At 70.3% G+C, this 21,222-nt stretch carries 21 protein-coding genes; 9 read left to right on the top strand and 12 right to left on the bottom strand.

Features of this window, described 5'->3' with window-relative positions; translation table 11 throughout:
- Positions 1 to 96: 96 nt before the first annotated feature.
- The gene (locus AB0N66_RS24070; protein WP_365438591.1) at positions 97 to 1,515 is read right to left on the bottom strand and encodes a HEAT repeat domain-containing protein; all 1,419 of its coding nucleotides are present in this window, start codon (positions 1,513 to 1,515) and stop codon (positions 97 to 99) included.
- Positions 1,516 to 1,815: 300 nt separating this feature from the next.
- Positions 1,816 to 2,208, bottom strand: a complete 393-nt coding sequence (locus AB0N66_RS24065) for an ankyrin repeat domain-containing protein (RefSeq protein ID WP_365438589.1) — start codon at positions 2,206 to 2,208, stop codon at positions 1,816 to 1,818.
- Positions 2,209 to 2,467: 259 nt separating this feature from the next.
- Between AB0N66_RS24065 and AB0N66_RS24060 the strand changes: the two genes are divergently transcribed.
- Together AB0N66_RS24060 and AB0N66_RS24055 are read left to right on the top strand one after the other, a co-directional pair.
- Positions 2,468 to 2,662, top strand: a complete 195-nt coding sequence (locus tag AB0N66_RS24060; RefSeq protein WP_266824614.1) for a hypothetical protein — start codon at positions 2,468 to 2,470, stop codon at positions 2,660 to 2,662.
- Positions 2,663 to 2,699: 37 nt separating this feature from the next.
- Positions 2,700 to 4,244 (top strand): ATP-binding protein, encoded by a 1,545-nt coding sequence (locus AB0N66_RS24055; RefSeq protein WP_365438587.1) that lies wholly within the window; start codon positions 2,700 to 2,702, stop codon positions 4,242 to 4,244.
- An 88-nt stretch (positions 4,245 to 4,332) separates the two neighbouring features.
- On the opposite strand, the gene AB0N66_RS24050 is transcribed toward AB0N66_RS24055, so the two are convergent.
- Positions 4,333 to 5,835, bottom strand: a complete 1,503-nt coding sequence (locus tag AB0N66_RS24050; protein ID WP_365438585.1) for a PLP-dependent aminotransferase family protein — start codon at positions 5,833 to 5,835, stop codon at positions 4,333 to 4,335.
- A gap of 30 nt (positions 5,836 to 5,865) precedes the next feature.
- Between AB0N66_RS24050 and AB0N66_RS24045 the strand changes: the two genes are divergently transcribed.
- The 4 genes from AB0N66_RS24045 to AB0N66_RS24030 all read left to right on the top strand — a co-directional run bounded on the left by AB0N66_RS24045 (position 5,866) and on the right by AB0N66_RS24030 (position 9,412).
- Positions 5,866 to 6,624, top strand: a complete 759-nt coding sequence (locus AB0N66_RS24045; RefSeq protein ID WP_365438583.1) for a hypothetical protein — start codon at positions 5,866 to 5,868, stop codon at positions 6,622 to 6,624.
- On the top strand, positions 6,621 to 7,388 hold the full coding sequence (locus tag AB0N66_RS24040; RefSeq protein WP_365438581.1) for a glycerophosphodiester phosphodiesterase: 768 nt from the start codon (positions 6,621 to 6,623) through the stop codon (positions 7,386 to 7,388). Before AB0N66_RS24045 ends, AB0N66_RS24040 begins: the two co-directional genes overlap by 4 nt.
- A 42-nt stretch (positions 7,389 to 7,430) precedes the next feature.
- The gene (locus tag AB0N66_RS24035; protein ID WP_365438579.1) at positions 7,431 to 8,780 is read left to right on the top strand and encodes an MFS transporter; all 1,350 of its coding nucleotides are present in this window, start codon (positions 7,431 to 7,433) and stop codon (positions 8,778 to 8,780) included.
- Between the two features lie 257 nt (positions 8,781 to 9,037).
- A complete protein-coding gene (locus AB0N66_RS24030) occupies positions 9,038 to 9,412 on the top strand; it encodes an RNA polymerase-binding protein RbpA (RefSeq protein WP_164314920.1) in 375 nt (124 codons plus the stop codon).
- Between the two features lie 189 nt (positions 9,413 to 9,601).
- Here the strand turns inward: AB0N66_RS24030 and fxsA are convergent, their stop codons facing one another.
- From fxsA to AB0N66_RS24010, 4 genes are all read right to left on the bottom strand, one after another.
- Positions 9,602 to 10,177, bottom strand: coding sequence for an FxsA family membrane protein (gene fxsA, locus AB0N66_RS24025; protein WP_365438577.1), 576 nt, complete (start codon positions 10,175 to 10,177; stop codon positions 9,602 to 9,604).
- 191 nt (positions 10,178 to 10,368) lie between these two features.
- On the bottom strand, positions 10,369 to 11,160 hold the full coding sequence (locus AB0N66_RS24020; RefSeq protein WP_365438575.1) for a polyprenol monophosphomannose synthase: 792 nt from the start codon (positions 11,158 to 11,160) through the stop codon (positions 10,369 to 10,371).
- A 543-nt stretch (positions 11,161 to 11,703) separates the two neighbouring features.
- Complete coding sequence (locus AB0N66_RS24015; RefSeq protein ID WP_365438573.1) at positions 11,704 to 13,317, bottom strand: amidohydrolase; 1,614 nt, start codon at positions 13,315 to 13,317, stop codon at positions 11,704 to 11,706.
- Positions 13,318 to 13,365: 48 nt separating this feature from the next.
- Entirely contained in the window at positions 13,366 to 13,806 is a 441-nt protein-coding gene (locus AB0N66_RS24010; RefSeq protein ID WP_081223282.1) for an Lrp/AsnC family transcriptional regulator, read from the bottom strand.
- A 266-nt stretch (positions 13,807 to 14,072) separates the two neighbouring features.
- Here AB0N66_RS24010 and AB0N66_RS24005 point away from each other — a divergent pair, with 266 nt between their 5' ends.
- Complete coding sequence (locus tag AB0N66_RS24005; protein ID WP_365438571.1) at positions 14,073 to 14,510, top strand: hypothetical protein; 438 nt, start codon at positions 14,073 to 14,075, stop codon at positions 14,508 to 14,510.
- Positions 14,511 to 14,541: 31 nt separating this feature from the next.
- Here AB0N66_RS24005 and AB0N66_RS24000 read toward each other — a convergent pair whose 3' ends face one another.
- Entirely contained in the window at positions 14,542 to 15,690 is a 1,149-nt protein-coding gene (locus tag AB0N66_RS24000; protein ID WP_365438569.1) for a phosphotransferase family protein, read from the bottom strand.
- A 13-nt stretch (positions 15,691 to 15,703) separates the two neighbouring features.
- Complete coding sequence (locus tag AB0N66_RS23995; RefSeq protein WP_365438567.1) at positions 15,704 to 16,954, bottom strand: hypothetical protein; 1,251 nt, start codon at positions 16,952 to 16,954, stop codon at positions 15,704 to 15,706.
- Between the two features lie 197 nt (positions 16,955 to 17,151).
- On the opposite strand from AB0N66_RS23995, the gene AB0N66_RS23990 reads away from it, so the two are divergent.
- Entirely contained in the window at positions 17,152 to 17,415 is a 264-nt protein-coding gene (locus AB0N66_RS23990; protein ID WP_365438565.1) for a hypothetical protein, read from the top strand.
- Here AB0N66_RS23990 and AB0N66_RS23985 read toward each other — a convergent pair.
- Positions 17,378 to 18,550: an acyl-CoA dehydrogenase family protein gene (locus tag AB0N66_RS23985; protein ID WP_365438563.1), complete on the bottom strand. Its 1,173-nt coding sequence runs from the start codon at positions 18,548 to 18,550 to the stop codon at positions 17,378 to 17,380. The genes AB0N66_RS23990 and AB0N66_RS23985 overlap by 38 nt on opposite strands.
- A 348-nt stretch (positions 18,551 to 18,898) precedes the next feature.
- Between AB0N66_RS23985 and AB0N66_RS23980 the strand changes: the two genes are divergently transcribed.
- The gene (locus tag AB0N66_RS23980) at positions 18,899 to 20,170 is read left to right on the top strand and encodes a glycoside hydrolase family 18 protein (protein WP_365438561.1); all 1,272 of its coding nucleotides are present in this window, start codon (positions 18,899 to 18,901) and stop codon (positions 20,168 to 20,170) included.
- An 82-nt stretch (positions 20,171 to 20,252) separates the two neighbouring features.
- Here the strand turns inward: AB0N66_RS23980 and AB0N66_RS23975 are convergent, their stop codons facing one another.
- Together AB0N66_RS23975 and AB0N66_RS23970 are read right to left on the bottom strand one after the other, a co-directional pair.
- Positions 20,253 to 20,918, bottom strand: coding sequence for a TetR/AcrR family transcriptional regulator (locus tag AB0N66_RS23975; RefSeq protein WP_365438559.1), 666 nt, complete (start codon positions 20,916 to 20,918; stop codon positions 20,253 to 20,255).
- Positions 20,919 to 21,038: 120 nt separating this feature from the next.
- Positions 21,039 to 21,191, bottom strand: a complete 153-nt coding sequence (locus tag AB0N66_RS23970; protein WP_365438557.1) for an SCO1431 family membrane protein — start codon at positions 21,189 to 21,191, stop codon at positions 21,039 to 21,041.
- Positions 21,192 to 21,222: the final 31 nt, after the last annotated feature.

The raw sequence follows: 21,222 nt of genomic DNA, 5'->3' as shown, positions 1-21,222 counted from the left end.
TCTTTCCGTACGGGGAACGTCCCATGAGCGTTGAACTCCGCGCCCGTCCAGGTCAGTCCGTGTCCACGACTTACTGACTCATGAGTCACCGAACGTTCATACGGCGGGCATGTCCGGCCCGATTCTGCTCCGTACCGCCGTCTGCACTTCCGCCTCCTCGGCCGGATCCGCCGCCAGCCTGCGCAACTGATCCACCACACGTGCGTCACCGGTCTCGGCATGGCGTGCGGCGACCTCGCGGGTGGTCTCCTCGCAGTCCCACAGGCACTCGACGGCGAAGCCGGCGGGGAAGGAGGGATCGGTGGCGGCGAGTGCGCGGGCGGCGCGCCCGCGCAGATGGGACGAGGCGGTCTCGCGGTACACGTGCCGCAGAACGGGTGCGGCGCAGATGATGCCGAGCCGCCCGGCCCCGTCGACGAGGGTCCACAGCGTCGGGGCGTCGGGGCCCTCGCCCCGTACGGCTTCGCGCAGCGCGCCCAGCACCAGTTCGCTGTCCTGCGTACCGCCCCGGCAGGCGAGCATCCGGCCCGCGGCGGCCCCCAGGGCGTCGGGCCGGTGGGCCCAGCTTCGCGCCCGGTCGACGGCGCCGATGCTCCGCATCCGTTCGAAGGCCTCGACGGCGGCCTCGGCCACTGCCGTCGAACCGGTGGCCGCGGCGTCCTCGATCAGGTCGAGCGCGTCCGGGTCATTGCTGTCGGCGAGATAGCGCAATGCGGTGCAGCGGGCTCCGTCGCCGCCACCACGGGCGGCCTCGACGATCTCGGGCCGGTCCTCGGGCCCTGCGACGGCGCTGAGGCAGCGGGCGGCCGGGACATGCAGCGCGGCTCCGCGTTCGATGCCCTGCTCGGCCCACTCGAAGACGGCCTGCACGCTCCACCCGGGGCGGGGCCCGGCCGGTCGCATCTGGCGCTGCCAGCGGTCGAAGGAGCCCTGTTCCTGGGCGGCACGCACACGCGTGCCGATGGATTCGCGCGGGTCGTCGGCCCACAGCCGCCAGGGCCGTGGTTCGAACGCGTCGCGCACGGTGGTGGCGAGCGCGGCCTCGCCCTCCGCGTCGGCCGGGAACCGGGCGAGCACGGGTGCGGCAAGGGCCCGCAGGCCCGCGTCGTCGTCGCGCAGGGCCAGCTCGTCCAGGGCCCAGGCCCAGTTGGTGCCGGAGGCGGCGTACCTGCGCAGCAGTTCGAGCGCGTCCCGCCTGCCGTACGAGGCGAGGTGCCCGAGGACCGCCAGCGCGAGCCCGGTGCGCGACTCGCAGTCGTCGAGAACGTCCTCGGCGTCGAAGAGGTGCCGCTCGATCTCGTCGAGCTCACCGCTCGCATCGAGATAGAGACGGGCGTAGTAAAGGGAGCGGTTCTCCACCTGCCAGTCGTGGCGGGGGTCGCGCAGCACACAGTGGTTCAGCGCCGCGAGCGCCTCGGCGCGCGGTGCGGTGAGCGCGTGCAGCGTGCCGTCGCCGCGACCCCTCTGGAGCAGGCCGAGCAGCGTACCGCTGGGCGCTATGACCGGATCGAACATGGGAAACAGCCTCACATCAAGCGTCGACGCAACCGGGATCCTGCATTACCTGGCCACGTGACAACACGTCGGAGCGCCCGCCGTCTCTTGCTTGCTGTAGACCATCTTCCTCTGCCTCTCGTCGGTGGCCCATGCGGGCCGCATCACGGCCCGCGCGGTGCGGCAACACCTGCCCAGCCATCACGTCCGTGAATCACGACGTCATGATGACTCAGCGGTTCTTCCCGCCGCGACCGCATTTCCGGCGGCCCCGCTCCGCCTCCCCCATTTTCTTCGTTTCGCCTGTTCAGGGCGGTGAAGTCATCGTGTACCGAACAACTCGAGCAGCTCGGTCTTGCCGAACATGCGCGCCGTGTCGACGGCCGAGGGCGTGCCCGCGGCCGGATCGGCGCCGGCGTCCAGGAGCGCCCGGATGACCGCCTCCTCGCCCTTGAAGACGGCCCCCGCGAGCGGCGTCTGCCCCCGGTCGTTGATGCGGTCCGCCTCGGCACCGCGCTTCAACAGGGCACTCACGGCGTCGGCGTGGCCGTGATAGGCGGCGAGCATCACGAGCGAGTCGCCGCGGTCGTTGGTGAGGTTGGCCGGAACGCCCGCGTCGACGTACGCCACGAGCGCCTCGGTCTCGCCACGGCGCGCCAGATCGAAGATCTTGGTCGCCAGCTCCACGACATCCGGGTCGGGGGCTTCACTCATCGGCCGGACCACCTCTCACTGCAACCGTTCGGGTGAATCGTCAGCGTACTGGCTCCGACGGCACATGACCGGCACCCTCTGCGGCAAAGATCACAACGGATTTCCCGGGTTCGACGGACCTCTTCAGGCGGCCTGAACGGCTCCGCCACTCGGATGAAATCTGCCGAAATTCACTCAGTTGCACCTTTTATCGTATGGATACATGCTGTGATCCTGGAAGAACTCATGGTGACTGTCCCCACCAACCAGGAGAGCTCAAATGATTCTGTCCATCTCAGGCGTCGTCCTCCTCGGCATCATCGTCTTCCTCTTCTTCAAGAAGGACGGACTCAAGGGGTCGCATGCCTTTGTGGCCGCGCTGTTCGGGTTCTACCTGGCGAGCACGGCGATCGCTCCGAGCATCAAGGCCGGCGGGGAGAGCCTTGCGGGCCTCCTCGGCGGGATCAAGTTCTGACGTCCCTCCCTCTCGTACGCACCATCAGGAGACAGCAGTGGCCCGGCGCCCTCTTCCCCGCATTCTGAGCAACGGCAGCGCACAGATCGCCCGAAGCCGGGATCTGGCCCGGACGGCGGCCGACAGTGCCACTGACGTCCTCCACCCGCTGATCACGATCACTCGTGGACTGCGCCGGCTGGCAGCTGCCGGACGGCGCAAGTGGGCCGACACGCCCAAGGACCGACGCGGGCCACTGCTGTTCCTGGTGGCCTCGGTGGTCCTGGTCGTGGCACTGGTGCCGTACGGACCGCTGCTCGCCGTCATCACGCTGATGGCGGCGGCAGCCTGGTCGGGCCGCGAACGCGTCGCGCCGGCGCCGACGGGCCCCGACGAGTCGCAGACCCAGCGCCTCCAGTCGCTGTACGAGGCCCTGGTCCCGTACTTCTCAGCGGCTGAGGACCCAGCTCCCCTCTATGCCCACGGCGGCGACTGGGAGAAGGCCTTCTCGTCGTACGACTTCGACGACGACGGACGTGTGTCCCAGCTCCACCTCCGCTACCCGGCGTACTTCACCGACGGAGAGGCGGAGTCCCGCGCCCGGATCGAGCAGCTGCTGCACGCCAAGTCCGGCCGTGGCCGCGAGTACCACTTCGAGTGGGACGAAGAAGGCAACGAGCTGAAGATCACCGTCCTCCCGCCGCTGCCCACGGACATCGCCGCCCAGCGGTTCGTGACCGCACCCGGCGAGACGGTCCTCGGCTTCACCGACCCCGCCGACGTCCAGCGCACGCTCCCTCTCACGCACGGCGAGGAACAGCGTGACGTTCCCCCGGTCGTCTGGCGCACCGGGGTCCGCTCCACGGAGCCGCATCTGCTGGTCGCGGGCGAACCGGGCAGCGGCACCACCACACTTCTGCGCTCGATCGCCCTGCAGTGTCTCCAGTACGGCGATGTCGTGATCGTCGAAGGCGCGGGCACCGGCGAGTACGCGTGCCTTACCGGCCGCCAGGGTGTCCTGGCCGTCGAGTGCGGGCTCGCCGGGGCGCTCGCGAGCCTGGAGTGGGCCGCCCACGAGACGGAGCGGCGCCTCATCGCCGCGAACCGCGCCCGGCAGGCGGGCCAGTCCGCGCCGGACGACACCAAGCACCCGCTGTGGATCCTGCTCGACCGCCCGAGCGCCCTGGGGCACTTCGCCGCCGTCGACGGCCGCAACGACCCTCAGTCGCTCCTCCAAGTCCCGCTGCGTCATGGCCGCGCGGCCGGTGTCACGGTCGTCATGGCCGAGCACTTCGAGAGCCTCGACTCCCTCAGCGACGCCGTCCGCCAGCACACCCGCGCGCGCGTGGTGCTCGGTCCCGCGTCCCCCGCCCAGCTGCAAGCGGTGCTCGGCGCACCCCCGCACACCACCCCCACCCGCGACGTACCCCCCGGCCGCGGCTACGCCCGCCTCGGCACGGGCCCCGTCCTGCGCCTCCAGGTCCCGGCCACCCCGGACCCCTACGACGACGCGACCAGCGAGACCCACCGCCGGGCGGTCCTGGACCTGCTCCCGGAGCGGACAATCCCGGCGGAGGCAGAGATCAGCCCGTCCGGCGTTTGAGGACGAGCCCTTCGGGCGAACGGAGGTCTGTGGGCGGAGCCCCCAGGAACGGGCAGAGTAGGGGCGGAGGGGGCGAAAAAACTCTCCCCTAAGCCACGAACGTCCGAGGCGCTTCGTTCCCCCCGCCACCGCCCGTCTCCACCAGCCGCGCCGCCGCCGCCAGCCGCACCGCCGCCTCGTCCGCCACCGCGCCCCCGACGGTGAACGGCAACCGCACATACCCCTCGAAGGCACCGTCCACCCCGAACCGTGGCCCGGACGGCACGCGGACCCCGACTCGCTCCCCCACCTCGGCGATCCGCGACCCGGACAGCCCACCGGTCCGCACCCACAACGTGAGCCCGCCCCGCGGCACGGAGAACTCCCACTCGGGCAGTTCACGCCGTACGGCGGCGACGAGCGCGTCCCGGTTCTCCCGGGCCTGCGTCCGCCGGATCTCCACCGCCTGCTCCCAGCCTCCGGTGCTGAGCAGCCAGTTCACGGCCAGCTGCTCCAGTACGGGCGTGCCCAGGTCGGCGTAGGCGCGCGCGGCGACCAGGCTGCGGATCACATCGGGAGCGGCCCGCACCCATCCGATCCGCATCCCGGCCCAGAAGGCCTTGCTGGCGGATCCGACGGTGATGACCGTGGATCCGGCAGGGTCGAAGCTGCACACGGGACGGGGCATGGCCGGCCCGTCGTAGTCCAGTTGGAGTTCGCTCATCGTCTCGTCCACGACGAGCACGGTCCCCGCGGACCGGGCCGCGTCCACCAGCACGCGCCGCCGGTCCTCGTCGGCAAGGGCGCCCGTCGGGTTGTGGAAGTCGGCGACGACATAGGCGAGCCGGGGGGCCGAGTCACGCAGGACCTGCCGCCAGCGGTCCATGTCCCACCCGGCGAGTCCCTCGGCCATGGCGACGGGCACCAGCCGGGCCCCGGCCTCGCGCATCAGCTGAAGGATGTTGGCGTACGAGGGCGACTCGACGGCGATCCGTTCGCCGCGCCCGGCGAAGAGATGACAGATGGCGTCGATCGCCCCCATCGCCCCGGTGGTCACCATGATCTGTTCGGGCATGGTCGGAATGCCGCGCGCGGTGTAACGCTCGGCGAGCATCGAGCGCAGTGCGGGCAGTCCGGCGGGATAGTCGCCGTGCGTGTGCGCGTACGGCGGCAGTTCCTCCAGAGCGCCCTGGACGGCCCGGGTGAGCCATGGCTCGGGTGCGGGCAGCGCCGCGCAGCCGAGGTCGATCATGGACCCCAGGGCCTCGGGCGGCAGCGGCTCAAGTCCGCGCGCGGGCAGCGGATTGCCCGCGGGCACGGCGGTCCAGCTGCCCGCTCCACGGCGGGACTCCAGGAACCCTTCGGAGCGCAGCGCCTCATAGGCCGCGGCGACCGTCGTACGGCTGACGGACAGCGACAGCGCGAGTTCCCGCTCCGCGGGCAGCCGCGCGGCGACCGGCACCCGGCCTTCGAGTACGAGCAGCCGGATGCCGTCGGCGAGTGCGCGATAGGCGGGCGGGCGCCGGGAGCCGGGCCCGGCGGGGCGCTCCTGTTGGGAGTTGAGCAGCCGGGCGAGCTGAGCGGCACCCACCGCCGAAGTCCACTGCGTCATGATTCCCAGTCCACCTTCCCTGAATTGGCCATGGATGCGATGACTTCTCAAGCCACAGAGTGTCATGTGTCAGGCCACGACGACCACCACAGGGGGCTTCTCTTGTCCACGCGCTCCACCCGCTCGGAACCCGGACTCCGCACGACCGGGCGGCTCCCGCGCCGGCTCGTCCAGCTGTACGCCGGCCTGGCGCTGTACGGCGCGAGCTCGGCCCTGCTCGTGGAGTCCGGCCTCGGCCTGGAGCCCTGGAACGTGCTGCACCAGGGTCTCGCCGAGCTGACCGGCCTGACGATCGGCGTGGTGTCGATCTTCGTGGGCGCGGCGGTACTGCTCCTGTGGATCCCGCTCCGCCAGCGCCCTGGCCTGGGCACGGTCTCCAACGTCTTCGTGGTCGGTATCGCCATGGACGGCACACTCGCCCTCCTGCCCGACACGCACACCCTGGCCGTACGAATTCCACTTCTGGTGGCGGGCATCGTGCTGAACGGCGCGGCGACCGGCCTCTACATCACCGCGCGTTTCGGTCCGGGGCCACGCGACGGCCTGATGACGGGTCTGCACCGGCGCACCGGCCGCTCGATCCGCCTGATGCGCACGGTCATCGAAGTGGCGGTCGTCGCGACCGGATTCGCCCTCGGCGGGACGGTCGGTGTCGGCACCGTGCTGTACGCGGTCGCGATCGGCCCGCTCGCCCAGTTCTTCCTGCGCGTGTTCGCCGTCCCCACGGCACCGGACGGCAGCACGGTGGTTGCCACCGGTCAACCGGGGCGCGCCATACTTCCCGGGTGAGCACGCGCATACGCCACCCGTATCTCGACCACCCCGGCCCGATCGCCTTCGCACACCGCGGTGGGGCGGCGGACGGTCTGGAGAACACCCTGGCCCAGTTCCGGCGCGCGGTGGAGGCGGGGTACCGCTACATCGAGACGGACGTACACGCGACGGCGGACGGCAAGCTCGTCGCCTTCCACGACTCGACCCTGGACCGGGTGACGGACGGGGCGGGCCGGATCGCGGACCTCCCGTGGGAGGACGTGCGCCACGCGCGCGTGGCGGGCAAGGAACCGGTGCCGCTCTTCGAGGAGCTGCTCGAAACGTTCCCCGAGGTGCGCTGGAACGTCGACCTCAAGGCCGAACCCGCCCTGCACCCCCTGCTCAACCTGATCGGCCGCACCGACGCCTGGGACCGCGTCTGTGTCGGCTCGTTCTCCGAGGCGCGCGTCTTCCGCGCCCAGCGGCTGGCCGGACCGCGCCTGGCCACCTCGTACGGCACCCGGGGCGTCCTGGGGCTACGGCTGCGCTCGTACGGCATACCGGCCGCGGTGCGCAGCTCGGCGATCGCCGCCCAGGTGCCGGTGTCCCAGTCGGGCGTGCCGGTGGTCGACCGGCGCTTCCTGCGTGCCGCCCACGCGCGCGGGCTGCAGGTCCACGTGTGGACGGTCAACGACGCGGATCGGATGCACCGGCTCCTGGACCTGGGAGTCGATGGCATCATGACCGATCACATCGACACGCTGCGCAGGGTCCTGGAGGACCGGGGTACCTGGGTCTGAGCCCTGCCGCGCGGTCCGTTCACGGAGAAGCGAGGGGCGCGGGTGGGCACTGACACCGTGCGGGCGGAGGCGGCCGACGAGGCCGCCGAGCGGCGGCGCGAGCAACACGGCTGGTACATGTACGACTGGGCGTGCTCCGTCTACTCGACGAGCGTGCTCACCGTGTTCCTCGGCCCCTATCTGACGTCGGTCGCCGAGGCGGCGGCGGACGTGGACGGTTTCGTGCATCCCCTGGGGATACCGATCCGTGCCGGTTCCTTCTTCGCGTACGCGGTCTCGGCATCCGTCATCCTGTCGATCTTCGTGATGCCGATGGCGGGCGCGGCCGCCGACCGCACGGGCCGCAAGAAGCCGCTGCTCGCGGCCGCCGCCTATGTGGGTGCCGCGGCCACCACGGGCATGTTCTTCCTGGACGGCGACCGCTATCTGCTGGGCGGCCTGTTGCTGATCATCGCCAACGCCTCGCTGGCCGTGTCGATGGTCCTCTACAACTCCTACCTGCCACAGATCGCCCCGCCCGAGGAACGCGACGCGGTCTCCTCCCGGGGCTGGGCCTTCGGCTACGGGGCGGGCTCACTCGTCCTGGTCGCGAACCTGATCCTGTTCACGGCCCACGACAGTTTCGGCCTCTCGGAGTCGACGGCGGTGCGCGTCTGTCTCGCCTCGGCGGGTGTCTGGTGGGGCGCCTTCACCCTCGTACCGCTCAAGCGCCTGCGCGACCGCCGTACGGCCCCTGCCGGGACAACGTCCACGCACGGATGGCGGCAACTGGCGGCCACCGTGCGCGACATGCGCGGCAAACCGCTCACCCTCTCCTTCCTGCTCGCCTACCTCATCTACAACGACGGCATCCAGACGGTCATCTCACAGGCCTCGATCTACGGATCGGAGGAGCTGGGTCTCGGTCAGTCGACGCTGATCGTCGCCATTCTGCTGGTGCAGGTGCTGGCGGTCGGGGGCGCCCTGGGCATGGGCCGTCTGGCCCGCAGGTACGGCGCGAAACGTACGATCCTCGGCTCGCTCGTCGCCTGGACCGTGACGCTCGGCGCCGGGTACTTCCTGCCCGCCGGCGCGCCCGTCTGGTTCTTCGTCCTGGCCGCCGGCATCGGGCTCGTCCTGGGCGGCAGCCAGGCGCTTTCGCGCTCCCTGTTCTCGCACCTCGTGCCGAGCGGCAAGGAGGCCGAGTACTTCTCCGCCTACGAGATGAGCGACCGCGGCATGAGCTGGCTGGGCCCCCTTCTGTTCGGGCTCACCTACCAGCTGACGGGAAGTTATCGGGACGCGATCATCTCGCTGGTGGCCTTCTTCGTCATCGGGTTCGTGCTGCTCGCGAGGGTGCCGGTGCGGCAGGCGATACGCGACGCGGGGAATCCCGTACCCGAGAGGATTTAGCGCCAGAGGCCAAAGGCCGGTAGTGTACGCGTTTGGCCTGCCAGGCGTACCGTTACTGCGCGTCAAGATACTGAAACGCCGGGTTACATCTGCTCTCAGATGTGACAAAGCGGGCGCAGGTGGGTACAACAAGGGGCGGCTACGACGGCGACGCATGGCCCGGAACGGGAATCTTTACCGCCGACCGGACGTTGACCGGATGACGACGACAGCGACAAAACCTGTCCTGTGGGCGACAAGCCCGGGAGGCACGATTCATGAGTGAGCGAGCTCTTCGCGGCACGCGCCTCGTGGTGACAAGCTACGAGACGGACCGCGGCATCGACCTGGCCCCGCGCCAGGCCGTGGAGTACGCATGCGAGAAGGGACATCGCTTTGAGATGCCCTTCTCGGTCGAGGCGGAGATCCCGTCCGAGTGGGAGTGCAAGGTCTGCGGGGCCCAGGCACTCCTCGTGGACGGCGACGGCCCTGAGGAAAAGAAGGCCAAGCCCGCGCGTACACATTGGGACATGCTGATGGAGCGACGCACCCGAGAGGAACTCGAAGAGGTCCTTGAGGAGCGTCTGGCGGTTCTGCGCTCCGGCGCGATGAACATCGCGGTACATCCGCGGGACAGCCGCAAGTCCGCGTAACCCCCTCCGGGGTTGGGCGGCATACCACGAACGCACGCAGCCGCGGGCGCCGTACCTGATGGGTACGGGGTCCGTGGCTTTGTGCGTTTCGGGGACGGCCGGAGGATGCGGGCCCTGACGCCCGGAGCGTGCGGGCTCGGACGCCCGGAGCGTGCGGGCCCCGGGGCGCGCAGCCCCAGGGCGAGCCACTCAGCCGTTCAGCGGCGGGCGCGGGCCCTGGTCCTGCCGACCCGCGTCGTCCCTGATGACCTCGCCCTGGACGACCTTGCCGTCGGGTTGGCGCATCCGCGCCTGCTGGAAGGCATCGCCCAGCGTGCCGGGAGGAGCCGCCGCGATCTTGCGCTCGATCGTCCGCTCGGCGTAGCGGCTGAGGGCCTTCTGGACCGGCGGGATCAGGAGGAGGAGACCGACGGCGTCGGAGATCAGGCCGGGGATCATCAGGAGGAGGCCGCCGAGCATCATCAGGCCGTTGCCGTCGCTCCTGCCGGTCCCGCTCGCGGGAGCCACCCCGCTCTGCTGCTGTTGCAGCGTCTCGCTGAGGTTGCGGAAGGCACGGCGCCCGGCCCGCTTGATGATCACGGAGCCGAGGATGAAGGCCGCGACCAGCAGCAGCAGGACCGTGAAGCCGCTCGCCGCCCCCGCGACCACGGTCAGCAGCCAGATCTCCAGCACCAGCCACACGGCGAGGCCGAGGGGCAGGAAGGTGCGCAGCCGCGAGCGCCGCGGGTGGGCGGGGTACGTGGGAGTCGGAGCGCCAGTCGTCATGTTCCCAGTGTGCCTGGAGGCGGCTCAGTACGGGATAAGCGGACGATCAACAGCACCTGTGGACCGAGGACGGAACCTGTGAAAGCCGGGGCGGACACGAGAAGCCGTACGCCTGTCGATGTGAAAGGCCGTACGCCTGTCGATGTGAAAGCTGGGGCGGCACAAGAAGCCGTACTCCGATCGAATCGCCGTCAGAGGGACTTGCGCCCCGTGATCCGCCCGACCCGCTCCCCCACGCCCCACGTGGTGACCCGCCACAGGGCCTCCACCAGGATGTCCTTGCTCATCTTGGAGTCCCCGAGCTCCCGCTCCACGAAGGTGATCGGGACCTCGACGACGTGATAGCCGGCCTTGACGGCACGCCGGGCCAGGTCGACCTGGAAGCAGTACCCCTGGGAGGCGACCTCCGTGAGGCCGAGGCCTTCGAGGGTCTCGCGGCGGAAGGCCCGGTAGCCACCGGTGACGTCGCGGATCGGTACGTCGAGCAGGACGCGGGAGTACAGGCTGCCGCCGCGCGAGATGAACTCGCGGGACTTGGGCCAGTTCACGACCCGCCCGCCCGGCACCCAGCGCGAGCCGAGCACGAGGTCGGCGCCCTTGAGGGCGGTCAGCAGGCGGGGCAGCTCCTCGGGCTGGTGGGAGCCGTCGGCGTCCATCTCCACCAGTACGCCGTAGCCGTGCTCCATGCCCCAGCGGAAGCCCGCGAGATAGGCGGCGCCGAGGCCTTCCTTGCCCTTGCGGTGCAGCACCTGGACCTGCTCGTCCTCGACGGCCAGCTCGTCGGCGAGTTTGCCCGTGCCGTCGGGGCTGTTGTCGTCCGCCACCAGAACGTGCGCCTCGGGCACGGCGTTGCGCACCCGGCCGACGATCTTCTTGATGTTCTCGGCCTCGTTGTAGGTCGGAATGATCACCAAGGCCGTACCGAGCGGGCCGAACTGTCTCCCCTGGGCTTCCGCGGCCAGGGTCCCGTCGCCGTCGTTCACTGCTGCCCCTTCGAGTACGTACGCAGAGGTCCACCATAGTGGCCGCAACCTGCACTGCCACGCCGTGGCGGTAGTACGGGGGTGTCGATTCGCCAGGAGGCGGGTGGGACGAAAACCCGCCTGGCGCAGCACGCGTGCTGCGGATCGGGGCCCGGCGCCCTTCGGGCCGACCAGGGACCCGCTGGCTGCGGGTCGACCAAAAGCCGTTGTCTACTGAACGTCCGGGCCCCACCCGGGTCGCACCTGCCGACTTGTCGGAACGTTTCCTTCGCCTCTCGCTGCGTGGGTGCTGGGCCTGGCTCCCAGTGGTGGTGCGCCGGTGCGGCACACCGCCCCTGACCCAGCGGCGCTTCGAGGCCGCGCGGAGGTTCCCCGGTCGGACGTCCGGTGGTGGACCCGGCCGAACCTACCCGCCACCTGCGGCCAACTGTCAACAGCCGTTTGACCTGCGCTTTTTCCCTCAAACGCCTGGTCAGTGCGGAGGATGCGCAGGTCGCGCGACGGGGCGGCGGGCGGTGATCCGAGCCGCGCCACCCCGGGACATCACTCGTTAGGCCGTACGAATACCGTCCGACCGCCCACCACGGTGCGCAGGCAGACGGGCAGGTCGTTGCCGGGGGTCAGATCCGGCAGCCCGGGGGTGCCGGAGCGAGGGTCGGTGGACCAGCGCGCGACCCGGTCGTCGGGGGCCTGCACGACGAGGTCCTCGGTGCGCCACACGGCGTAGTCCGCGGGCGCGCCCGGCACCAGGACACCCGCGTCGTCCCGTCCGACGGCCCGCCAGCCGCCGCGCGTATGCGCCGTGAACGCGGCGCGAACCGACACCCGGTGCTCGGGCGTGCGGTGGAAGGCCGCGGCGCGGAGGGTGCCCCAGGGGTCGAGCGGCGTGACCGGGCTGTCGGAGCCGAAGGCGAGCGGCACGCCGGTGCGCAGCAGGGCCGCGAACGGGTTGAGCGTGCGGGCTCGCTCGGCGCCCAGGCGCTGGGTGTACATGCCGTCCTCGCCGCCCCACAGCGCGTCGAAGGCCGGCTGCACGGAGGCGGTGAGCCCGAGTTCGGCGAAACCCGCGATGGTCTCCGGAGTGAGCATCTCGGCGTGCTCGACGCGGTGCCGGGCGCCGCGCACGCGGGCGAGGCCGACCTTCTCGGCGGCAGAACGCACACCTTCGACCACGGACGCCACTGCGGCGTCCCCAATGGCGTGGAAGCCCGCCTGAAGGCCCGCCTCGGTGCACGCGACGACATGGGCGGCGACGGCTGCCGCGTCGAGGTAGGCGGTGCCGCTGTGGTCGGCGTCGGCGTACGGCTGGTGCAGACAGGCGGTGTACGAGCCGAGAGAGCCGTCCACGAAGAGGTCACCGGCGGCGCCGGCCGCGCCCAGGGCCCGCGCCTTGTCGACATCCTGTTCGGCCCAGTAGCCCACGACCCGGGGGCCGGGCTCCTCGGCGGCGAGCCGCAGCAGCCCGGTGAAGTCGTCCTCGGAGGAGATGTCCGGGCCCGCGCACTCGTGGACGGAGCCGATACCGAGCGAGGCGGCGTGGGTGAGCGCGGCGCGCTGGGCCTGTGCGCGCTGCTCCCCGGTGATGGCGCCGAGGGCGGCCCCGCGGACGGCGTGGTGAGCATCGCGGGTCAGCGGACCGTCCTGATACCCGGTGCGTTCGGTGACCCCCGGCACGAGGTTCAGGAGCGCGGTGGTGACCACGGCGGAGTGCACGTCGATGCGGGAGAGGTACAGCGGGCGTCCGCCGGTCGCCTCGTCGAGTTCGGTACGTGTCGGAGGGCGCCCGCCGGGCCAACGGGCCGCGTCCCAGCCGTGTCCGAGGAGGACCCGGTCGGCGGGCCGGGCGGCGGCGAAGTCCCGTACGAGTGCGAGCGCCGCGTCCAGGGAAGGGGCGTCGGACAGGTCCAGGCCGGCGAGTGCGAGGCCGGTGGCGGTGGTGTGCACGTGTGCGTCGGTGAACGCCGGGGTGACCAGGGCGCCTTCGAGGTCCACGATCTCGTCGACCCCGTCCGCGAAGGCGTCGGCCGCACCTTCCGAGCCGACCCAGGCGACCTGCCCGCGTTCGACGACCATCGCGGTGGCGAAGGGATCGGCGGGACTGTGGACTTCTCCACCGCGCAGCAGCACGGTGTCCGACGAGGCGGTGCTCTCACTCATGGGGAACAGTCTCGCCCCTGTCGACACCCGCCCCGCGCCGGGGGCGGTTCAGATCCGGGGCGGCCGCGCCTCGTACGGCGTCGACAGCACCACCGTCGTCCGTGTCGACACTCCCGCCAGGCTGCGCAGCCTGGCGAGGAGCTCCTCCAGTTCGTGCGGGGTCGAGACCCGTACCTTGAGGATGTAGTTCTCGTCGCCCGCGACGCTGTGGCAGGCCTCGATCTCGGGGACGCCGGCGAGGCGTTCCGCGATGTCGTCGGGGGCGCTGGGGTCGAACGGTTTGACCGAGATGAAGGCGGTCAGGGGCAACCCGACGGACTCCGGGTCCACGACCGCCGCATAGCCGCGGATGACACCGCGTTGCTCCAGTCGGCGCACCCGCTGGTGCACGGCAGACGTGGACAGGCCCGTGGCCTTGCCCAAGTCGGTGTAGCTCATCCGCCCGTCCGCGACGAGCAGCTGCACGATCTGTCGGTCCAGCTCCTCCATGGCGCAGAACCTACAGGGCCCTTGATCCCCTCGGATACCTGAGCGGCGCAGGTCATACCCGGTTTGTGATGTGGCAGAGTGCGACTGGTAAGTCGGCCTGGGAACAAACACACCGGGCCGGGCACCTGCGGGCGGCATGTGACGAACGCCACATAGTCGGAACCGGGTCCGTGATGTTCTCGTGATTACCGCAGAGACGGGGCGGGAAGTGCTTGCTGTGGTCGAGGTCGCAGCGCCTTGTCGGCCCACCCAAGGGGGAGAAGCCCATGCAGAGTCTTAAGCGCCCTGGTCGTACCGCACCCAAGCGGCAGCAGCCGGTCGTCGACCCTGAGCCGGAGGGCGTCGAATCAGACGCCCTGGACGGTGAGGAGTTCGACGCGTACGACACCTTCGAGATGTACCGGGTGATCTGCCCGGACTGCGCGCAGCCCATCGCGCTCCTGGCGGACGAGGAAATCCTGCCCGAGCACGCGCTGTGCGCCTCGCCGTGGAACCCGTTCGGGCTCACGGTCTGCACCGGCACGGGCCGGGCCGCGGACGACGCACAGCCCGCGGACGAGACCACGGAACCTCAGGAGCAGCACACGGCCCTGCTGTTGACGCTCCCTCAGGGACTCGACTGGCGGACCCAGCCGTTCTCGCACGTCGGCGGCCCCAGCTCGCGCCCGATGCGGGTCCCCGAGATGCGGGGCCTGGCCGCCTGACCGTCTCGCACGCTGCGCGACTGACGCCCGGTCAACTCCAGTAGCTGCCCTGCACCATGGCTCGCAGGCTGTCATGGTGCAGGATCAGTGTGTCCGGATCCCGGGGGACGGTGACCTCGCCGAAGTGCGCCTGGCGGTAGGCGATGCGCAGCATCACGATCGCGTGGCGCAGGGCGGCGTACAGCGTGTAGAAGTCCATGTCCCGCGGTGTGTGGCCGGTGAGTTCGGCATAGCGCCGCTCCACCCGGTCGCGGCGCAGGAAGTCGGGCAGTCCCGCCTGGCCGAAACTCACGGTGAGGTCCTGGAAGAAGCGGTGCAGATAGACGGCCCAGCCGAGGTCGACCTCGCGCGGAGCCAGTGCCGCCATCTCCCAGTCGAGGACGGCGGCGGGTTCGAAACCGTCGTAGATGACGTTCCCGATGCGCGCGTCGCCCCAGTTGAGCACCGTCTCACCCTCGTCCCGCGGCCAGAGGTCATCGAGTCGGTCGAAGGCGCTCTCGATGAGGGGCGAGCGTGACAGCCCCTCAACCACCCATGCGTAGTAACCGCGTTGGGCCTCGACGTGCCGGTGCAGTGGGCTGCGGTCACCCTTCGAGGGCTTCAAGAATTTCGAGGACCGCGAGGACTTCGAGGACCTCGCGGACCTCGAAGACAGGAACTCCGCCTCCTTCAACGGGACTTGGTCGTGCAGCCGCGCCAGAAGTCCGATCGAGGCCGCCTCGAGGCGCTCGCGCTCCTCATCGCTCGCCGCGTGCAGCCAATTCCCTTCGTACGTATAGGGCATGACGTCCGGCGGCACGCGTCCCGCGACCCGTTCCATGACGAAGAACGGCGCCCCGAGCGGCCCCGGGTCCTCCTCCAGCCACAGCACGCGCGGCACCGGCAGATCGGTGTGCTCGGCGACCAGGTGCATCGTGCGGTACTGCCGGGGCATGTCGTAGACGGGGAAGACCGTGTACGCCGCCGGGTCCGCCGCCAGCCTCAACGCGCAGGCGGGCAAGGGCGGTTCGGGGTGCTCGATGTCGAAGAGCAGGGTTTCGCTGGAAAGGCCGTTGGACTCGGGGACGGATACGTTCACCGCCCTGGCGCCGGGGAGGCGGGCGGCGAGCCAGCCGGTCAGCTTGCCGGTCAGTTCCTGGAGGTCACGTGTCGTCGTACGTGGGCGGGGTGCCGTGGCCATCTCACCGCTCCCTTCAGCTCGCGACCGAGTCGAATCCGGTGAAGCCGCTGGGATCGTGGCGGCCGAAGGAGCCGTGCTCGAAGATCCCGTACCCGCTCCGCCCGTTCAACGTGAAGCGGGCGGCGTGGTCGATCACCCCGTACGCGGCCAGGGGATGAGCCGCCGGGTCGGAAAGGTCGTAGACGCGGCGGTCGGTCCAGCCACGGCCGCGCCAGGTGCCATGCTGCCAGTCGTCGGCGGGCGGGTAACCGGCGCCGACGGCCAGCGGGGAGGAGGTGAGTACCTCGACTCCCAGTTCCATCGGCTTGCGGTCCGCCGGATGTGTGAGGTGGACGACGGCGGACGTGGGGTGGCGGGTACCGGGTCGGTAGGTGATGTCGGCCTGGGGCCAACCCAGTTGGAGGTCGCGGTGCCCGTCTCGTACGAGTGTCGCGTCGTTGAGGGTGCGGTGCCCGTCCGCGTCCTCCTGGATGACGACCATCAGGAACCGGTCCTCGAAGCGGACCGGGCACCAGACCCAGTGGAACCCCTCGGTCGGGTTCTCCTCGGCCAGGCGCCCGCCCTCCTCGCCCGGGAGGGGCCGGACACCCCAGCTGCGGTCGCGGGTGCCGGTCCATTCGCCCGCCCGGACGGGTATCTCCTTACCGCCGACGCGGATCATCCCCTCGACGCTGCCCGCCTGCACGAAGCGGCACCCTTCCAGCGAGAGCCGGCCGCCGCGGCGCTGTACGTGGTGCGGCTCCCAGAGGGCCGGGAAGTCGGCGGTCCAGGTGATGTCGTACGACAAGGAACCCGGCGAATTGCCCGGCACGGAGACCGGCGACGAGACCGGCGCGGAGCCAGGCGAAGGGTCCGGCGCCGCGTCGGCCGATGAGCCAGGCGAAGAACCCACAAGGGAGCCGGAGCCCGCCGAGGAGCCCCGCAGCCCATCACCCTCCAGCTGAAGCCGAAGCCGGCGCAACGGCTCCTCGACCGTGATCCGCAGCGGTCCCACGGCGAGTTTCATCCGGTCGTCGCCGAGCGCGTCCGAGGCCCGTACCGCGTGCAGGCGGTTGCCGTCCCGCAGAGTGGCGTACGCGTCGATCACCCCGACGTTCGGATACACCCCGAGCCCCACGATCAGGAGCGCCTGCCCCTGGTGGTCGAAGACGTGGAAGATACAGCGGTCGTAGGCGTTCCGGTCGCCGGTCGCGACATGCCTCATGGACAGGGGCACCTGGTGTACCGGGTACTCGTCGAGGGCAACGGGGCGGTCGTCGGGCACGGCAAGCCTCCCTGGGCGCACGGCAGTTGACGTCGCCCGGAGGGGTACGGCCCCCGGCGGCGCAGTTGACGGTACGTCAGATGAACGTCATGGGCCAGATATCGGGACCCGGACGAAGCCCTCACGTGGGCCCGTCGCGAACTCACGGGCGATTCCAAGGGCCGGTGACCTGCCCGCCGCCCACGCGTTGCCCCGGTATGACCCCCACATATTCAGCGACCGGACGTCGGCGCAGGCCCGTCGCACAAGCGACCGCAGAATCGGTTCCGCGGCCGGTTCAGCAGACGCCGCCGCTCCCGGATCCCCCCATCTACCGCGCCCTCATCCGCACCTGGGCCGATCGTGGCCGCACACTGCCGGGGCGCCACGACCCGGAGTGGGTACGACTGGCGTCGCCCTCGGCGATGTACGGCCACGGGCAGCTCAGCGCGACTCGGGACCCGCGAGGTGACGGGCGATGACCATCCGCTGAATCTGATTGGTGCCCTCGACGATCTGGAGGACCTTGGCCTCGCGCATATAGCGCTCGACGGGGAAGTCGGCGGTGTAGCCGTACCCGCCGAGGACCTGGACGGCGTCCGTGGTGACCTTCATCGCGATGTCCGTGCACAGCAGTTTGGCCATGGCCGCTTGCTTGGAGAACGGCCGGCCCGCGTCGCGCAGGCGTGCGGCGGCGAGGTAGAGCGCCCGGCCGGCCTCGATCTGCGTCGCCATGTCCGCGAGCATGAAGCGCAGCCCCTGGAAGTCCGAGATCGGCCGCCCGAACTGCTGCCGGCCGGTGGCGTAGGCCAGGGCCTCGTCAAGGGCCGCCTGGGCCACGCCGATCGCACAGGCCGCGATGCCGAGCCGCCCGGAGTCGAGCGCGGACAGGGCGATCGCGAAGCCCTGGCCCTCCTCGCCGATCCGCCGGTCGTCGGACACCCTTACGCCGTCGAAGTGGACCTGCGCGGTGGGCGAGCCCTTCATGCCCATCTTCTTCTCGGGCGCCGCGGCGCTCAGCCCCTCGGCATCGCCCGGCACCAGGAAGGCCGTGATGCCGCGGGCACCCTCGCCGCCGCTGCGCGCGAGCACGGTGTAGAAGTCGGCGATTCCGCCGTGGGTGATCCAGGCCTTGGTGCCCGTGATCACCCAGTGGTCACCGTCGCGCACGGCCTTCGTCCGGAGTGACGCGGCGTCCGATCCCGAGGACGGTTCGGAGAGGCAGTACGCGCCGAGGAGGCCGCCGGTGAGCATCGCGGGCAGGTGCTCGGCCTGCTGTTCCTTGGTGCCGTAGTTCGCGAGGGCGTGGCAGGCGAGGGAGTGCACGCTGACGCCGAGGCCGATGGTGAGGCGGGCCGCGGCGAGCTCTTCGAGGGCCTGGAGGTAGACCTCGTACGGCTGGTCGCCGCCGCCGTACTCGGAGTCGTACGGCAGTCCGAGGAGTCCCGACTCGGACAGCAGGCGGAAGACATCGCGCGGGAAGTGCCCTGCGTCCTCCTGTTCGGCCGCCTGCGGGACGATCTCGCGCTGCGCGATGTCGCGGACGAGCGAGATCAGCTCCCGGGCCTCGTCCGTGGGCAGTTGACGGTCCACCGGCTGCGGGGCGCGGTCGGGCATGGCGACGCTCTCCTCCCTGTTGGGCACTGGCGGGCGCTCACCTTGGGTGGGGTGACTCCCGCCGGGTCTCACTGGCCTCAGCCGATGCTGCCGTCCCGGGTTACGGAACCGGCTGATCAGCGGCGGTGGCGCTGTAAGCATGCCCGATCGGAGGCATCGAGTCACCAGTTAACGACCGCTTACTAAAAGAAAGGGAAATTGGTCCGAACCATTGACCGAACTGGTCTAGTCCTCCTAGGGTTCCTCCAACGTCACCGCGTTCATGCCAAACAGACATGTACGTGTGACAGTGCTCAGCAGGTCCCAGCACCACGCCCCCACGCTCCCCTCCCCCACGAGGAGACATCGATGCGCAGACCGCATCTCCCCCGCGCGCCCTTCCGCGCGCTCCTGTCCGCCGCCTGTTGCGCCATTCTCGGCGCGGGGCTCCTGGCAGGCGCGGGTACCGCGACCGCCACCACCGAGTCCGCCCCCGCCGCGGTCGACGCCCAGGCCGGCACCGCCACCGCCGCCGCGGCCGGTTCCAAGGTCGTCGGGTACTTCACCGAATGGGGCACCTACGACCGGAAGTACTACGTCAAGAACATCGAGACCTCCGGCTCGGCGGCCAAGCTCACCCACATCAACTACTCCTTCGGCAACGTCGTCGACGGCAAGTGCGCGATGGGTGACGCCTACGCCGCGACCGACCGGACGTACACCGCGGCGGAGTCCGTGGACGGCGTCGCCGACACCTGGGACCAGACGCTGCGCGGCAACTTCAACCAGCTCCGTGAGCTGAAGAAGCTGCACCCGAACCTCAAGGTCCTCTGGTCCTTCGGTGGTTGGACCTGGTCGGGCGGATTCGGTGCGGCCGCCGCGAACCCGGCCGCGTTCGCCCAGTCCTGCTACGACCTGGTCGAGAACTCCAAGTGGGCCGACGTCTTCGACGGCATCGACATCGACTGGGAGTACCCCAACTCCTGCGGCAACACCTGTGACACCAGTGGCAGGGAGTCGTACAAGAACCTGTTGGCGGCGCTGCGCGCGAAGTTCGGCACGAGCAACCTCGTCACCTCGGCGATCACGGCCGACGCCACCACCGGCGGCAAGATCGACGCGGCGAACTACGCGGGCGCCGCACAGTACGTCGACTGGTACAACCCGATGACGTACGACTTCTTCGGCGCCTGGGCCACCACAGGACCGACAGCCCCGCACTCGCCGCTGACCTCGTACACCGGCATACCGACGGCCAACTACTACACCGACGCGACGATCGCGAAGCTCAAGGGCCTCGGTATCCCGGCCTCGAAGCTGCTCCTTGGCATCGGCTTCTACGGGCGCGGCTGGACCGGCGTCACCCAGTCGACACCGGGCGGCACGGCGACCGGCGCGGCGGCGGGTACGTACGAGGCGGGCATCGAGGACTACAAGGTGCTCAAGACGAAGTGCCCTGCCACCGGCACGGTCGCGGGCACGGCGTACGCCAAGTGCGGTACCAACTGGTGGAGTTACGACACCCCGGCGACCATCGCGACCAAGATGACGTACAAGAACGCCCAGGGCCTGGGAGGCACGTTCTTCTGGGAGCTGAGCGGTGACACCACGAACGGCGAACTGATCAAGTCGATCAACTAGCCCCACTGGTAAGTCACTCGGGGCGGGGGTCCGGCGGCCCCCGCCCCTTCCTCATGTGTCCGTGCGGCGGGCGCCGGGGCCCTCATGCGTCCCGGCGTGCGGGCGCCGGGGCCACGTACGAGGGGTCCAGCTCCTCGACCGCACGCATGGCGCCGCCCAGCATCTTCACCAGCAGCTCGCGCATGGTGTCGCGCGGCAGCACCTGGTCCTGGTGGCCGATCCAGTCGAGGGTCGCCCCCTCGACGCCGCAGAGCCAGCCGAGCAGGGCCATCCTCGGCAGCGGGGCGACCTTGCGCCGCCCGTACGCCCCTTCGGCGATGGTCTCGACGATGACCTCGCGTACGCCGTCCCGGATGGCGTGCACCTCGGCGTCGAAGCCGACACCGCCACTGATGATCGTGCGGTACGCGGACTGGTTGTGCTCGGCATAGCGCAGATAGCCGTCGATGGTGCGGTGCACCCGTTGCGCCGGGGGGAGTTCGAGGCCGCTCGCCGCCCGGGAGACCAGTTCGGTGACCGAGTCCTCGATGATGGCGAGGTAATAGCCGCGCTTGGACTTGAAGTAGTAGTAGATCAGCCCCTTGGCGACATGCGCGTGTCGCGCGATGTCGTCCATCGACAGCGCGTCGTAGGACGTGTCGGCGAACAACTTCCGTCCGATGACGATGAGTTCGGCGCGGCGCGCCAGTGAGCGATCGGTACCGCGAGCCCGTGGGCGCTCGACGCCGTGCTGTTGACTGCTATTCAATTTCGGTCCTGGTCTCCGGCTGCCGGCGGGACATCCGCAGTATGGCAGACCGGCACCACCTGCTCGTTCGAGTCTCATCGACCGCACAGGCGTCCGCCGGAGGCGCCGCCCGGGGTCAGCTCACAGCAGGCCCAGCTGAGTGACGAGCATGGCCAGCACCACGACGAAGGTCCAGCCCGCGACGTGCTCCAGGATCCTGGGTCCGTCGTCCTTGGGGCCGCCCGTGCGGGCGCGGACAGCGGTGGCGGTGGCGGTGGCAGAGGTCGCGGTCATGGCAGCTCGCAGACGTAGTGGTGCGGTGGAC

Source organism: Streptomyces sp. NPDC093544 (assembly GCF_040683495.1).
Classification (GTDB): Bacteria; Actinomycetota; Actinomycetes; order Streptomycetales; family Streptomycetaceae; genus Streptomyces.
Note: the sequence above shows the minus strand (reverse complement) of the source record. Positions and strands in the feature narration are given on the sequence as shown.

Coding starts and splice junctions, on each gene's coding strand:
- AB0N66_RS24000 (WP_365438569.1), bottom strand. CDS start 15,690: ATGGCCACGGCACCCCGCCCACGTACGACGACACGTGACCTCCAGGAA.
- AB0N66_RS24030 (WP_164314920.1), top strand. CDS start 9,038: ATGAGTGAGCGAGCTCTTCGCGGCACGCGCCTCGTGGTGACAAGCTAC.
- AB0N66_RS23980 (WP_365438561.1), top strand. CDS start 18,899: ATGCGCAGACCGCATCTCCCCCGCGCGCCCTTCCGCGCGCTCCTGTCC.
- AB0N66_RS24070 (WP_365438591.1), bottom strand. CDS start 1,515: ATGTTCGATCCGGTCATAGCGCCCAGCGGTACGCTGCTCGGCCTGCTC.
- AB0N66_RS24045 (WP_365438583.1), top strand. CDS start 5,866: ATGGATGCGATGACTTCTCAAGCCACAGAGTGTCATGTGTCAGGCCAC.
- AB0N66_RS24050 (WP_365438585.1), bottom strand. CDS start 5,835: ATGACGCAGTGGACTTCGGCGGTGGGTGCCGCTCAGCTCGCCCGGCTG.
- AB0N66_RS23970 (WP_365438557.1), bottom strand. CDS start 21,191: ATGACCGCGACCTCTGCCACCGCCACCGCCACCGCTGTCCGCGCCCGC.
- AB0N66_RS24015 (WP_365438573.1), bottom strand. CDS start 13,317: ATGAGTGAGAGCACCGCCTCGTCGGACACCGTGCTGCTGCGCGGTGGA.
- AB0N66_RS24005 (WP_365438571.1), top strand. CDS start 14,073: ATGCAGAGTCTTAAGCGCCCTGGTCGTACCGCACCCAAGCGGCAGCAG.
- AB0N66_RS24060 (WP_266824614.1), top strand. CDS start 2,468: ATGATTCTGTCCATCTCAGGCGTCGTCCTCCTCGGCATCATCGTCTTC.
- AB0N66_RS24065 (WP_365438589.1), bottom strand. CDS start 2,208: ATGAGTGAAGCCCCCGACCCGGATGTCGTGGAGCTGGCGACCAAGATC.
- AB0N66_RS23985 (WP_365438563.1), bottom strand. CDS start 18,550: ATGCCCGACCGCGCCCCGCAGCCGGTGGACCGTCAACTGCCCACGGAC.
- AB0N66_RS23990 (WP_365438565.1), top strand. CDS start 17,152: ATGACCCCCACATATTCAGCGACCGGACGTCGGCGCAGGCCCGTCGCA.
- AB0N66_RS24010 (WP_081223282.1), bottom strand. CDS start 13,806: ATGGAGGAGCTGGACCGACAGATCGTGCAGCTGCTCGTCGCGGACGGG.
- fxsA (WP_365438577.1), bottom strand. CDS start 10,177: ATGACGACTGGCGCTCCGACTCCCACGTACCCCGCCCACCCGCGGCGC.